A 13,581-nucleotide genomic window follows, 5' to 3' on the forward strand; every position below is an offset into this window, starting at 1 on the left:
GCTCTTGCTACACGGTCTGGCCGAACCGTATTTGGTTAGGGAGCACAGTGTTTCTCGCCGTATTTGGCGTGTTGATGATGTTACAGGAGGTACGACATGGTAGGAGTAGGGATTGATGGTGCACGTGGCGGCTGGGTACGGATCACATACGACAGCATCTCGCTTTGTTTAACGATTTCGGAAACGATAGAGGAACTACTGATCGACGGTGCCATGCATTTTGTGGATATGCCGAAAGATTTAGGGACGGTTGACCATCCAAGTCGCGAATGCGATGCGTGGATGCGGAGCCGACTCAGTCAACGAAAGTCGTCCGTCTTCACCCCGCCGATTCAAGAGGTGTTGCATGAAGCGACGTATGAGGAAGCAAACGAAAGAAGTCGGGCGTTGGTTGGTAAAGGGATTAGTAAACAAGCTTGGCATCTCGTTCCGCGTATCCGTGAGTTTCAACGCGTGGAAGCAGAGAACGTCTACGAGTCGCATCCGGAAGTCTGTTTTTCGGTCATGTTGGGACAAGAGGCGGCACATCGGAAAAAGACGAGCGAGGGTCAGGAAGAGAGAATCGAGTTGCTTCGGAAGTATTCCAAAAGCTCTCCTTGGAAATGGAAGATGTCGAACGTGCAAGTGGATGATATTATCGATGCCTGCATTCTAGCAGTAGCGGCGTACGAAGCCGGGACAAGCGGTCTTTTGCTACATCCAAGTAAAACACATGAGCCCAATGTGGCTGTACCTCAAATGAAAAAAGAGCGATGAAATCAACATTTCATCGCTCTTTTGCTGTCGTCGTAGGCGGTCCAACGATGAACCGCCACATATAATGAAACACTTTGGCGTTGTATAGCGCCTTTAAGAGAACGGCAAGCACGGGTCCGACGATGAAACCTAATACACCGAATAGCTTCAAACCGACAAAAATTGAGATGAGTGCGGCCAGTGGGTTCAAGCCAATATGGGAGCCGACAATCTTCGGTTCAGCCAAGTTGCGTTGGACGATAACGACGATATACAACACAATCAACCCGATTGAAACAAACCAGTCCCCTGACACAGCGGCATAGGCTGCCCATGGAATAAGCAACGTCCCGACCCCTAAATATGGTAACAGGTCAAAGAACCCTGCAAGTAGAGCGAAGGAAAGGGGGTTGTCGATACGAAGGATGAACATGCCGACAAGTACGATTCCGAACGTGATAGAAATAAGAGTGAATTGAGCTCGTACATAGCCAAAAAGGGCGGATTTAAGATTGATCATCACTTCCTCAAATTCTTTAAAACCTTTACGTTTATTCAAACGATTAAGTGAATCGATATATGATGGCCAATCTTTTGTGATGAAGAACCAAGCGAGAACAATGACGACAACGAGTAGTAAGACGAGCGGGAGGGCAGCTAACATGCTCTGTAGGACACTTGCGACTCCTCGTGAGAGAACGCCGATCGCAGCAGCGAGTTGGACGCCGAGTTCCGTGATTCCACCTTCTAAAGATGTCGTCTGCCCGGGGTTTAGCTGTTGATAGCTCTCGTACGCATCATTGACGAGCGGCGCTATTTTCTCATTGAATACCCGTTGGATGAATTCGGTGAACGTCTCGATTTGTTCAGGGAGTCTCTCTGCAGCAATTGTTGCGTAGTGAATCAATTGAATGATAACAATGGTAATGATACCGACGACGATGCTGAGCACGATGACTAAGGAAATGAGTGTACCGAGTGCGCGTGGCATATTTGTTTTTCGTTCAAAAAAATTGACGAGCGGGACGGTCATCAAGGATAAGAGAAGGGCAAATACGAAAGGATACGTATATTCAAAAAGTATGTTCAATACCCAGGTGAACATAAATAAACCAATCACAACGAGTACGAATCGAAGCAATTGCCAAAGTCTTGCCGATGACATATAAAACCCACCCTTTCCGGACAACTGAATTGAGCATAGTATATCATGTAAGCGGTAAATAAAGCAGAAAGATAGGTGAATGAACGTGAGAGAGGTTCAACAAAAAATTGATGAGATGATTCTTCATTTAGGTGGCTATTGGAGACCTTTATCCGGTCTGGCAAGATTGTTAGAAGAAGTGGGGGAAGTGGGAGGAGCATTGCGAAGAGGTGCGATGGATGAATTAAAAGAAGAGTTGCTCGATGTCCTTGTCATCTCGACGTGTCTGGCGAATCAATATGCGATTCAACTCCGACAACCGGAAGCGAACACTGAAGGAGAGACGCAAGAACAGCTTTATTTTCAAATCGTTGAAGAAGCGGGCGAAGTGGCTCGAATTTTGAACGCTTATGAAGGAGATAAGAAGCTGAAACCGAACCGGCATGGACAGTCGCTTCAACGCCATATCGAGCAATTGCAATGTGCCGTTTTATCAATCGGTACATTGAGTAACCTCCATTTGTTCGATTCACTGTTCGACCTGATCGAAGAAAAATCGAATCGTGACTTTGGTCGCTTCGATCATACACCGGACCCCATCACGGAAGCATCCGTTCGTACTTATATGAGGCACCAATCAGGTCGCTACTGGGGTGGAATTCCGGTTCAATCATTTGAACGGTTCGACCGATATATAGAACGAGAACATCATATAGAGCGTTTCTATCGAATCGCTTCAATTGAAGGATTAGATGGATTTGTGATTCATCAAAAACGAGATGGACTTATTCGAGTCGAGGATTTTCTTGTTACAGACGGGTTCATGATAACAGTAGAAGACTATGAATCGGAGCGGTTTTTAGTCATTCGGCCGATTCAATAAAAACATTTACCTTTTTATCAAAAACATTCATCTTTTTTTCAAATATTTACTTTTTTTAAAAAAGCATTATGCTAATATGTAATTGTTGTTAGTAGGAAATGCCGCAATGAGAAAGGAATATTTTGGATGAAAATGAAACTATTGAAAGTTGCCCTCATCTTAACGGTTCTATTGTTCGGGATGCAACTTCCGTCTGTCGAAGCTGCTACTTACGATGGAGAAACGACTGTCAATTTGAACATTCGTACGAAACCTAGTCTAAGTGGAACGGTAGTGAAAACATTACCGAGAGGCACGAAAGTAGAGTATGGTACGTATAATCAATCTTGGCATAAAGTGTATGTAAACAATCGTACATATTACGCCTCGGCCCAGTACATTCGTAAACTTTCATCCACCTCAAATTCGTTGACGACCCAGTCGACAACGTCTACCGGTGTGACTACTGCGAACTTAAACATCCGCGTCACGTCCCATCGATCAGCGACGATTGTGACCACGCTTAAGAAAGGGACGGAAGTGAAGTACGCTGTTCACAATTCGTCTTGGGCAAAGGTTTATTTAAATGGTAAGACGTACTATGCCGCAAAAGCCTATATCGCACCAAAGCTCACAGAGTCGAATGTCGAACGGGTGGACGGCTATACAAATCGTGATTTGAAGTTATTCTCTGAACGAAACCAGCGTTCGAAAGTGCAGAAAGTCCTTCCGAAAAACACGGCTGTCGTCTCGAGTAAATATAACTCGAGCTGGTCGATTGTCTATCTTGGAAATGAAACGTATTACACACCGACTTGGGGAATCACACCAGGCGAATTGGATACAGGTGTGGAGAAGAAAGACGGATATGCGAATCGTGATTTGAAATTATTCTCTGAACGAAACCAACGTTCGAAAGTTCAGAAAGTCCTTCCATTAAACACGGCTGTCGTCTCGAGCAAATATAATTCGAGCTGGTCGATCGTCTATCTTGGAAATGAAACATATTACACACCGACTGCTTGGATCTCTACATCGAAAACGCCAACGGAACCACCGACGTCAACGGAGCCGAATGACGGACTCACACAAGGGTATGCGAACCGAACGGTCAACTTGTTCGGAAAAACGCACCAGAGTTCACCTATCCAGCTCGTTCTTCCAAAGTATACGGCCGTCTCCTATAAGGCCTACAACTCGAGTTGGTCGACGGTTCATATCGGCTCGAAAGTATACTACACAGCGAGTTCGTGGTTGACGAAAGGGAAAGCCCCTGCAGCACCGGAAGCTGCACCGAAAGGGACGGTATACATCAACACACCGGGCGATGTATTGAATGTGCGCTCGAAAGCAAGTCTTGATTCGAACGTGGTTGGTCAGCTCAAGCACACTACAGCTGTTTCTCACTATGGAACAGTGAACGGGTTCCATAAAATCAAATATAACGGACAAGATGCCTATATTTCTTCAGCTTTCGTTATGACAACAAAACCAAGTACATCTACTGGGACTGTCATCATTCTCGATCCTGGACATGGTGGGAAAGACCCTGGAGCACTAAATGGTTCTTTGTATGAAAAAACGATTGTTCTTGATGTCACAAAGCGTGTCGAGGCATATCTTCGTTCGAAATACGATTACAATGTGCGACTCACACGCTCAACAGATGTCTATTTAACACTTGGTGAACGCGTAGCTGCAGCTAAATCATTACGCGGTGACTTATTCGTCAGCATGCACGTCAACGCAGCGGGTTCTTCTGCCGCCAAAGGTTTAGAGACGTTCTATTCTTCACAGTCTGCGCATAGTTCTCGGAGTCGTGTACTTGCATCAAACATTCAAAGTAACTTGGCAAGTAAGATGAGCGGAATGTCTAACCGAGGGGTAAAGACGGCGAACTATTACGTGATTACGTATAATACGATGCCATCTGCACTCGTCGAATTAGGATTCATCTCTTCGCCGACAGACTTAACTTACCTTCGCAGTAATACTTCTCGTCAGCGTATGGCAGAAGGTGTGGCTGAAGGAATTGCTAAATATGTTCAAACATACTATTGACTTAACGGCCTCAGACTTTAACGTCTGGGGCTTTTTTGTTCACGCTCGGATGTTGCACTAAATCATGACGTCAAAAAACCGAACCTTTGGAAGGTTCGGTTCGCTTTTTATAAATCATCAAATCCGTTCGCGTCTGTCACTTTCGCATAAGAACGTGACTTCTGTTCGAAGAAGTCAGATTTTGTCGCATTGAGCGAGTCGTCTGAATAGGCACGGATCCATGGCATGACATCTTCGTCAAATCCTTCATACAAGTCGTTTAGGCCGATGACGCGTAAGCGTTTGTTCGCCAAGTATTTGACGTAATCACGCATTTCACTGACGTCGAGTCCATCGAGGTCGCGGAGAACATATTCACACCATTCGATCTCGAGGTCGACCGCTTCTGCCATCGTGTCGTATACGAATTGACTGAACTGTCCATCTGCATCAATCTTAGGATTTTCTGTCAATACGGCACGTAAGAGCTGACTGATGAAGTATGAATGTTGCATCTCGTCACGTTGGATGTAACTGATCATCGTCGATGTACCGACCATCTTTTGGTGACGAGCGAGATTATAGAAATAAGCGAAGCCTGAGTAGAAGTTGATTCCTTCTAGGATGACGGATGCGACGAGTGATTTCGCGAAGTTCTCTGCATTAGGCGTTTCACGGAAATCTTCGTATAGGTCCAAAATAAATTGGTTTCGTTTCATGACCATTTCGTCATCTTTAGCGATGTCGAAGATGCGATTTTGTTCAGCTAGTGGCACGAGACTTGATAAGACATAGCTATACGATTGGTTGTGTACGACTTCTTGTTGCGCAATGACCGCAAGCACTGCGTGAACCGAAGAGTCGGATGAGAACATCGAAGACTCGAGGATATAACGTGTCTGGACCGAGTCGAGAATCGATAACAGTCCGATGATTCGTTTGAATGCATCCTGTTCACGTTCGGTCAGCTGCGACCATTGTTGCATGTCTTTCGACATCGAGATCTCATCGGGAATCCAAAAGTTGGATAGCAACTGTTTGTAAATCGTATAGAACTGAGGATACGCGATGTCGTTCCAGTTGACGATTGAGCTCGTTTCACCACCGATGATGGCAGTTGCCCGGTTAGGATGTTTGGGCGACAATAATTTGATTTTCTGAATCGACATGGTGCATTACTCCTTCTTCTACATGGTGAGCCATTCGTTCTGCCCAATGTTGGACGTTGTATGGTTGGTTACGTGGTGACTGCTCGATTTTGAGTAGTTCACCGGCAAGCGGAATTCCGTATTTCGAAAGGTGGTACGCCATCTCATCGACCGCACGACAGAAGTGAACAAACATCTTGTCACCCGTTCCGAATACCGCTGCTTGCCGAATCGGCACATTTAATTCTTTCAACACGAGACGGAACGTGTCTTTCATTTCCTCTGGTAAGACGCCATCTGCCCATGTATAAGAACCAAAATAGACGAGATCGAATGTAGCGAGGGACTGAGCTTCACGATAACCGACTCGATCGGCATCATAGCGGACGACCGAGTCGCCACGGTGATGATGTGTCGCTTCGATGAGCGTTGCCACTTCTTCCGTGTTTCCACTCATCGAGTGACAAATGATTGCGATGTTCATATGGTGGACCACCTTTCATAAAAACGGACTAACTTCGTGATAATGAGACTAGTTATGAGGCACAAGACTCACATTCATCCACTTCAACGGTTGTTGAGCGCGTATAGTAAATCGATTTCATGCCGAGAGACCAGGCTTCGAGATGCATCGCGAGAAGTTCTGTCGCCTTTACATCGTTCTTGACGTACAAGTTAAAGCTGATGGCTTGGTCGATGTGGCGTTGACGCGATGCGTTCTGACGAATGCTCCATAATTGATCGACTTCGAACGCTGATTTATAGAACCAGTTCGTCTCCGGCGTCAAATCCGGAACCGTGACGGGGATCTTATAATTTTTCTTTTCTTCCGAGTAGACTTTCTTATAAACCGGGTCAATCGATGCAGTACTACCGGCGATGATTGCAGTAGAGGAGTTCGGTGCGATGGCCATCATATAGGCGTTACGGACACCGTTTTGATGAACCGCTTCTGCAAGCCCGTCCCAATCGAGGTCATCGTGTGAACGATAGTTCCGACGCTTGAAGTACTCACCCGTGTGCCACTCTGAACCTTCAAAGACACCGAACGCACCTTTTTCCTTGGCAAGTTCCATCGATGCCTGAATCGTGAGATACGCAATTTTTTCATACAGCTTTTCTGCATATTGTACGGCATCGACCGACTCCCAACGGATTCCTTCGAGTGCGAGTAAGTGATGCCAACCGAATGTACCAAGACCGACCGCACGGTATTTTTGGTTCGTGATCATCGCCTGTGGAACTTCGATCGTATTCAAGTCGATCACGTTATCGAGCATACGCATTTGAATTGGGATGAGACGTTCGAGGACGTCTGCTTTCACAGCCCGGGCGAGCGCGATTGAACTCAAGTTACAGACGACGAAATCACCAGGAGTCTTCGTGATGACGATTTTTCCGTCTTGCGTGTACTCCTCTTCAATCGTCGTAGCCGACATGTTTTGCGCGATTTCGGAACAGAGGTTTGAACTATAAATCATCCCTGCATGTTTGTTTGGGTTCGCGCGGTTCACGGCGTCGCGGAAGAACATGTACGGTGTGCCTGTCTCTAGCTGTGAACGCATATAACGTTTCACAAGGTCAATGGCAGGAACCGTCACGCGAGACAATTCTGGCGTATTGACGCATTCCATATATTTCTCTGTGAAGCTCCCACCGTTCTCAGTTTCGTCGAAGTAGTCCTCGAGGCTGTAGCCCATTACCGTACGAATTTCATGTGGGTCGAACAAGTGCCAATCCCCACGTTCTTCGACGGTACGCATGAAGAGATCTGGTAAGCAGACACCAGTAAACAAGTCATGTGTCCGAAGGCGTTCGTCTCCGTTATTCAATTTCGCATCGAGGAATTCGAAGATATCCTTATGCCAAATATCTAAATAGACGGCGATTGAGCCTTGGCGCATGCCGAGCTGGTCGACGGAGACAGCCGTGTTATTCAATTGTTTCATCCACGGAAGGGCACCGCTTGAGACGCCTTTGAATCCTTTAATGTCACTTCCACGTGAACGGATTTTCCCGAGATACACGCCGATGCCGCCGCCCCCTTTCGAGAGTGTCGCCACGTCTGTATTTGAATCGTAAATCCCCCGAAGTGAGTCGTCGACCGTATCGATGAAGCAAGAGCTGAGCTGTCCGTATGATTTGCCGGCATTTGACAAGGTCGGTGTCGCTACCGTCATGTAAAGGTTTGAAAGAGCCCAGTACGCTTCTTCGACGAGTTTCAAACGAGTCGTCTCATCTTCCTTTTGCATAAGGGTCATCGCGATGACCATGAAGCGTTCCTGTGGAAGTTCATAAAGATTCTTCACGTGGTCGCGTCCGAGGTAGCGGTCCGACAACGTTCGGAGTCCGATATATGTGAAGAGACGGTCACGGGATGGATCGATTAACGATTCAAGATGATCCATATCTTCTTTAGAGTACGTATTTAAAAGTGCTGGAGTAAAGATGCGTTTTGACGTCAACGTCTCGACTAAGTGATAGAAGTTGCCATAGCGCATTGAAGCCTCGTAGCCTCGGTTGCGTGCCGCTTCGAGATAGAGACGGTTCAAATACATCTCTGTCGCAACGAACGTCCAGTCAGGTTCTTCGGCTTTCAACATGTCGAGCGCATGCATCGTCAATAAGTCATACACTACATCTTGTGTCAGCGTCTTCGTTTCGAGCGCCCGAATCGCCCGTTCTTCATAGCGCTCCACACTTAATTGAGGATACCGCGTCTGGATAGATTGAATAAGAGAGGCGACGTCAGCGAGCGTTGGGGCCGCCGGTAGCATCGTCTCGTGATGGATAGGGGATGTCAAAATCGATCACTCCTTTAATAAATGTAGACGTTATGAAAGTATAATAAGAACTTCCTAACCTGCCACAATATTGTGTTAACGACCAAAATACCTGTTAACTATATATTGACACTTTTATCTCTTTTTAATCATAAAACATCTATATTTAGTTTTGCAATGCTTGACATTCTTGGATGTATCGACCGACCTTTTGCTTTTGCTCAAAAAGGGCTTCATGAGCCGATTTGAGACAGAGAACTGAGATGAAAAAAATTTATGTAATATGATTGCTTGTTTTTTCACAAAAAAACGAATCCGATTTCATCATCATCGCTACATTGAACATTACGTCACTTTCGGACAGAATAGATAGTGTTTGACGTTTTGTTTAAACAATTATCCCTATTCGTTCCATACTAGATATAGTGTTGTGTCAAAGTGAGACAGAGGAATCCATTTGTCAAGGCTGGTATCCTAATGAAAAGTAAGGTAGATTGATGAGGTAGGACATTGACTTCAACGAAAAGAAGGGTTTAACAAGTGCGTACAGAAGACTTATTATTGACATGGGACCCACTCGGTTATGGGACAGGTTCATACGGGCCAGAGTTCGATGAGGTGATGATGGCATTGATTGACGTCAATTCTCCTGAACAGTTAACCGAAATCATTCGGCGCACACTTCTTGACGCGTTCGATGAGTGTCCACCAGAATCAGAAATCATCGAGATGGCACAGCGACTCTTCGCATCGTCATCTTGCCAATTATAAGGAGGAATAAATATGTTACGAATTGATCCAACACCTAACCCGAATGCAATGAAAGTGACACTTCCAGAAAACGTGTTCGGTGCGAAAAGTCAGAGTGTGAAAGCAGGCGAAGCGACAGATCAACCGCTCCTCGCAAAACTTGTCGAGATTGAAGGCGTAGAAAGTGTGTTTGCATATGGTGACTTTGTGACCGTTTCGAAAGAGAACGGTGTGAGTTGGGAAGCAATCCTCCCACAAGTTGAGACGGCATATCGCGGATGAATCCGACTGTTACGATTGTCATTCCGGCTTATAAACGCGAGACGGAACTGACAGAACTGCTTGAAAGTTTAACGGTCCAAACGTTTCAACAGTTCGAAGTCTTGATTATGAATAATGAGGGGCCGCCAAAACAACATCTTTTGGCGCCTTTTTTGAATCAATTGGATGTACGTGTCATAGAAGTCGGCGAAAATCATCACGTCCGTGCCCGAAATCGTGGTGTTCTTGAAGCGAAAGGCGATGTCATCCTGTTGTTAGACGATGATGACCTCCTCATGCCGACTCATCTCGAGGACAGCTTACGGGATCTTCAACAGGCTGACCTTGTCTATACGGATGCCGAATTATTTCGGTTTGAATGGAAGCATGGACGTCGTGTCGTGACCGAATGGGAACCTTTTGCATACGAGTTCGATCAAGAGCGGATACGTCAAGATTCAACATTTATCCCGTCTGGTACAATGTATCGAAAGTCGATTCATGACACGATTGGTCTGTTCGACGAAGACGTCTATAACTACTGGGATTGGGATTTCTTATTAAGGGTCGTGGAACAATTTAGTGTGTCGCATCCTGCCCGCGCGACAGTACTTTACGCATTCAACGGGACCGATAACTTGTCGGCAAAACAAGACGAAACGAGACGTCGTTACTTTGAGCGCTTCTGTCAAAAACATGGACTGACAGACATGGAAATGAAGAACTTCCATATTGTTCAGGAAGAACGACGTTCATATGTGAGACAGACAGAGAGAACGTTTACCGGCGTGCTACCTGGTCGGACAGAAGGAGATTAAGTATGTATTCATCAAAAGAACTAGAATTGTTAGAGTTGTTAGAAGAGAAGGGCTATCTCGAAACGAAGATGTTAGCTGATTTGTTGGCACTCGATGAAGAGACGATTGAATCGATGCTTGAGAAGTTCAAACAAGACGGAATCTTACTTGGTTTTCGGGCAATGGTCAACTGGCAAAAAATAAATCGGCATGATGTCACGGCATTCATCGATGTCAAAGTCACCCCAAAACGGGGACGAGGGTTTGATGATGTGGCCGAGCGCATTTATCGCTTCCCGGAAGTGACGGCGCTTTATTTGATGTCAGGCGCATACGACCTCCAAGTCGTCATTCGTGCGAACTCACTGCAAGACGTCGCTTCATTCGTTTCGGATAAGTTGTCACCGCTAGATTCAGTATTGTCGACGACGACTCACTTCAAATTGAAGACGTACAAGCATGACGGCATTTTGTTCACCCCACAAACTGAAGACAAGCGGTTAAACATCACACCATGAAGTCTTTATCAAATCAAGTCGTCTCGATGAAGCCATCGGGCATTCGCCGTTTCTTCGATTTGGCACAGACGATGGAAAATGTTGTCTCTCTCGGGGTGGGAGAGCCGGATTTCATCACGCCATGGAACGTGCGAGAAGCGAGCTATGCTGCTCTTGAAGAAGGATATACAGCATATAGTGCCAACGCAGGACTCATCGAATTGCGAGAAGAGATTGCTAATTATATGAAGAAGCGATTTTCAGTTGAATACGATCCGACTTCGGAAGTCATCGTTACTACAGGGGCTTCACAAGCACTCGATATTGCATTTCGTTCCCTCCTCAATCCGGGAGATGAGGTTATCGTGGTCGAACCGGCATTCGTATCGTACGGTCCCCTCATCGAGATGGCGGGCGGAAAAGTGGTCCCTGTAGCATGTCGTCCGGAAAATGGTTTTCGTCTCGATCGAGATGACGTTGAACGTGTCATCACCGAACGAACGAAAGCGATTTTACTTTGCTTCCCATCCAATCCGACAGGTGCCACGATGAATGGTGAGGAACTCGCACAAATTGCTGAACTCGCGACCAAGCATGACCTATGGGTCGTCAGTGACGAGATTTATGCAGAACTTTGTTACGATGAACCGTTCGTCAGCTTTGCGACGCTCCACGACATGAGAGACCGAACGATTGTCGTGAACGGCTTCTCGAAAGCGTTCGCGATGACAGGATGGCGCCTCGGCTTCACTTGCGCACCAGAAGTCGTGACGCGGGAGATGTTGAAAGTCCATCAATATGGCATGATGTGTGCGCCGACGCTCGTTCAATTTGGTGGTCTTGAAGCACTGCGCTCTCGCCATCAACATGTGCCGAACATGGTGAAGAGCTATCGTCAACGCCGGAACTACTTTATTCAGGCGCTGAACAAGGCAGGTTTGCCGACGCATGTACCAGGTGGTGCTTTCTATGCGTTTCCTTCGATTCGGCATACCGGATTGACGAGTGAAGAATTTGCGGAACGACTCTTGATTGAAGAGCGGGTCGCCGTTGTTCCTGGTAATGCCTTCGGAGAGAGTGGAGAAGGGTTCGTTCGAGCAAGTTATGCGACATCGCTCGAACAATTGCAAGAAGCGATTCGTCGAATCGAACGTTTCATGAAGCAATTCGATATGAAGACTATCGAACAAGACTCTCAACGATGAGGGTCTTGTTCTGTTCTACAAGAATCGAATGTGTAATAACAAGAGGTGAGGTGAAAATATGGAACGTTACGATTACATAGCGGTTGGGTGTGGTCCGTATAATCTTGGTCTCATGGCTCTTGCAGAAAAGACACCACTACAAGGAATCTGTTTTGAGCAGCGGACGGAAATGATGTGGCATGAGGGTATGTTGATTGAAGGGATGACGATGCAGACACATTATTTACAAGATCTCGTCACGCTCGCGGATCCGACCAACCCAGCCAGTTTTCTGAACTATTTGAGTGATACAGGTCGTCTCCAAACATTTATCACGCAAGAACAAGATAAGATTCCTCGAACGGAGTACAATCGTTACTTGCGCTGGGTTGTAAATCAACTGTCGACGATTCGCTTCGACCATTATGTATCTGACGTTCAAGCGGAAGAAGATGGGTTCGTCGTGACAGTCGAATCAGATGGTCAATCAATACAAGTTCATACAAGACATCTCGTCCTAGGAACGGGTGCAGCACCATTCGTGCCAGATGGATTTGAACAAGTCATTCATACGAGCGATTATTTGACCTATCGGGACGTCCTCAGAGACCGATATCGTGTCGCGGTCGTTGGGAGTGGGCAGAGTGCGGCGGAAGTCTTCCTAGACTTGTTGCGTGACGCGACGGACGAGCAACGGGTCGACTGGATCACACGCTCCGATCACTTTGAGTCACTAGAGGCAGGAAAGCTAGGAGACGAAATCTTTAGTGTGGATTATGTCGATTATTTTCATGGGCTGCCATATGACGCTCGTCAAGAACTACTCGGGTCATTCGAACGTTTCCGTCATGGCGTCAACCCTGAGACGATGACCTCGATTTATGAGACCTTGTATCACCGAACGGCAGAAGGGGAAGAGAAGCTAGCTGACATGATGACACAGGTCGAAGTGGAATCGATCTCTTATGATTGGTTAACACATCGTTTGAAAGGGACGCGACGATATACGGGAGAAGTGATTGAAAAAGAGTACGATCTCGTTGTCGTGGCGACAGGGTATCGACCGGTCATGCCGAGCTGGATTGAGCGATTCCCGATTGTGTGGGAAGCAGAGGGAGAATGGGCTGTCCGGGAAACGTATGAGGTGGTCATGAGCGAGTCGTTAAAGGGAAAATTGTTCACGCATACGAATATAGAACATTCGCATGGTCCGGCCGCGACGAATCTCGGGATGGCCGTCTATCGAAATGCAATGATGTTGAACGAAATGGCAGGGGAAACCGTCTATCCAATCCGTCATCAGAAGCCTTTTACGACGTTTTGAACAAAAAAAGGGCTAGGCGAGTCGCCTAGCGGAATCAGGGGGGAATACTTGAAGTC

13 protein-coding genes are annotated in these 13,581 nt (G+C 46.5%); 9 read left to right on the forward strand and 4 right to left on the reverse strand.

The genetic code is table 11. From position 1 onward, the window contains the following. The first annotated feature begins 96 nt into the window (after positions 1–96). Positions 97–756: a DUF429 domain-containing protein gene (locus P400_RS0107085; RefSeq protein WP_026825519.1), complete on the forward strand. Its 660-nt coding sequence runs from the start codon at positions 97–99 to the stop codon at positions 754–756. A gap of 10 nt (positions 757–766) precedes the next feature. Here P400_RS0107085 and ytvI read toward each other — a convergent pair whose 3' ends face one another. Continuing rightward, positions 767–1,900 (reverse strand): sporulation integral membrane protein YtvI, encoded by a 1,134-nt coding sequence (ytvI, locus tag P400_RS0107090; RefSeq protein ID WP_026825520.1) that lies wholly within the window; start codon positions 1,898–1,900, stop codon positions 767–769. A 79-nt stretch (positions 1,901–1,979) separates the two neighbouring features. Here ytvI and P400_RS0107095 point away from each other — a divergent pair, with 79 nt between their 5' ends. After that, positions 1,980–2,762, forward strand: a complete 783-nt coding sequence (locus tag P400_RS0107095; protein WP_026825521.1) for a MazG nucleotide pyrophosphohydrolase domain-containing protein — start codon at positions 1,980–1,982, stop codon at positions 2,760–2,762. 126 nt (positions 2,763–2,888) lie between these two features. After that, positions 2,889–4,802 (forward strand): N-acetylmuramoyl-L-alanine amidase, encoded by a 1,914-nt coding sequence (locus P400_RS0107100; RefSeq protein ID WP_026825522.1) that lies wholly within the window; start codon positions 2,889–2,891, stop codon positions 4,800–4,802. Positions 4,803–4,909: 107 nt separating this feature from the next. On the opposite strand, the gene P400_RS0107105 is transcribed toward P400_RS0107100, so the two are convergent. Genes P400_RS0107105 through P400_RS0107115 form a run of 3 tightly spaced genes read right to left on the reverse strand, consistent with a single transcriptional unit; the run spans position 4,910 to position 8,733 of the window. After that, a complete protein-coding gene (locus tag P400_RS0107105) occupies positions 4,910–5,950 on the reverse strand; it encodes a ribonucleotide-diphosphate reductase subunit beta (RefSeq protein WP_026825523.1) in 1,041 nt (346 codons plus the stop codon). Continuing rightward, positions 5,907–6,413, reverse strand: coding sequence for a flavodoxin domain-containing protein (locus P400_RS0107110; RefSeq protein ID WP_026825524.1), 507 nt, complete (start codon positions 6,411–6,413; stop codon positions 5,907–5,909). Before P400_RS0107110 ends, P400_RS0107105 begins: the two co-directional genes overlap by 44 nt. Before the next feature lie 52 nt (positions 6,414–6,465). Continuing rightward, the gene (locus P400_RS0107115) at positions 6,466–8,733 is read right to left on the reverse strand and encodes a ribonucleoside-diphosphate reductase subunit alpha (protein ID WP_026825525.1); all 2,268 of its coding nucleotides are present in this window, start codon (positions 8,731–8,733) and stop codon (positions 6,466–6,468) included. A 519-nt stretch (positions 8,734–9,252) separates the two neighbouring features. On the opposite strand from P400_RS0107115, the gene P400_RS0107120 reads away from it, so the two are divergent. From P400_RS0107120 to P400_RS0107145, 6 genes are read left to right on the forward strand one after another with little or no spacing between them, the layout of a single operon-like run. Then, positions 9,253–9,483 carry a DUF1871 family protein gene (locus P400_RS0107120; RefSeq protein WP_026825526.1) on the forward strand — a complete coding sequence of 77 codons (231 nt, stop codon included), beginning with the start codon at positions 9,253–9,255 and terminating at the stop codon, positions 9,481–9,483. Between the two features lie 12 nt (positions 9,484–9,495). Beyond that, on the forward strand, positions 9,496–9,744 hold the full coding sequence (locus P400_RS0107125) for a NifU N-terminal domain-containing protein (RefSeq protein WP_026825527.1): 249 nt from the start codon (positions 9,496–9,498) through the stop codon (positions 9,742–9,744). Beyond that, the gene (locus P400_RS0107130) at positions 9,741–10,541 is read left to right on the forward strand and encodes a glycosyltransferase family 2 protein (RefSeq protein ID WP_026825528.1); all 801 of its coding nucleotides are present in this window, start codon (positions 9,741–9,743) and stop codon (positions 10,539–10,541) included. The genes P400_RS0107125 and P400_RS0107130 overlap by 4 nt, the downstream gene beginning before the upstream one ends. A 2-nt stretch (positions 10,542–10,543) precedes the next feature. Then, entirely contained in the window at positions 10,544–11,038 is a 495-nt protein-coding gene (locus P400_RS0107135) for an Lrp/AsnC family transcriptional regulator (RefSeq protein WP_012726802.1), read from the forward strand. Continuing rightward, positions 11,035–12,222: an aminotransferase gene (locus P400_RS0107140; RefSeq protein WP_026825529.1), complete on the forward strand. Its 1,188-nt coding sequence runs from the start codon at positions 11,035–11,037 to the stop codon at positions 12,220–12,222. Before P400_RS0107135 ends, P400_RS0107140 begins: the two co-directional genes overlap by 4 nt. 58 nt (positions 12,223–12,280) lie before the next feature. Beyond that, entirely contained in the window at positions 12,281–13,525 is a 1,245-nt protein-coding gene (locus tag P400_RS0107145; protein ID WP_026825530.1) for a lysine N(6)-hydroxylase/L-ornithine N(5)-oxygenase family protein, read from the forward strand. The last annotated feature ends 56 nt before the right edge of the window (positions 13,526–13,581 follow it).

It is taken from the genome of Exiguobacterium marinum DSM 16307 (assembly GCF_000620845.1).
In the GTDB taxonomy this organism is placed as follows: Bacteria; Bacillota; Bacilli; order Exiguobacteriales; family Exiguobacteriaceae; genus Exiguobacterium; species Exiguobacterium marinum.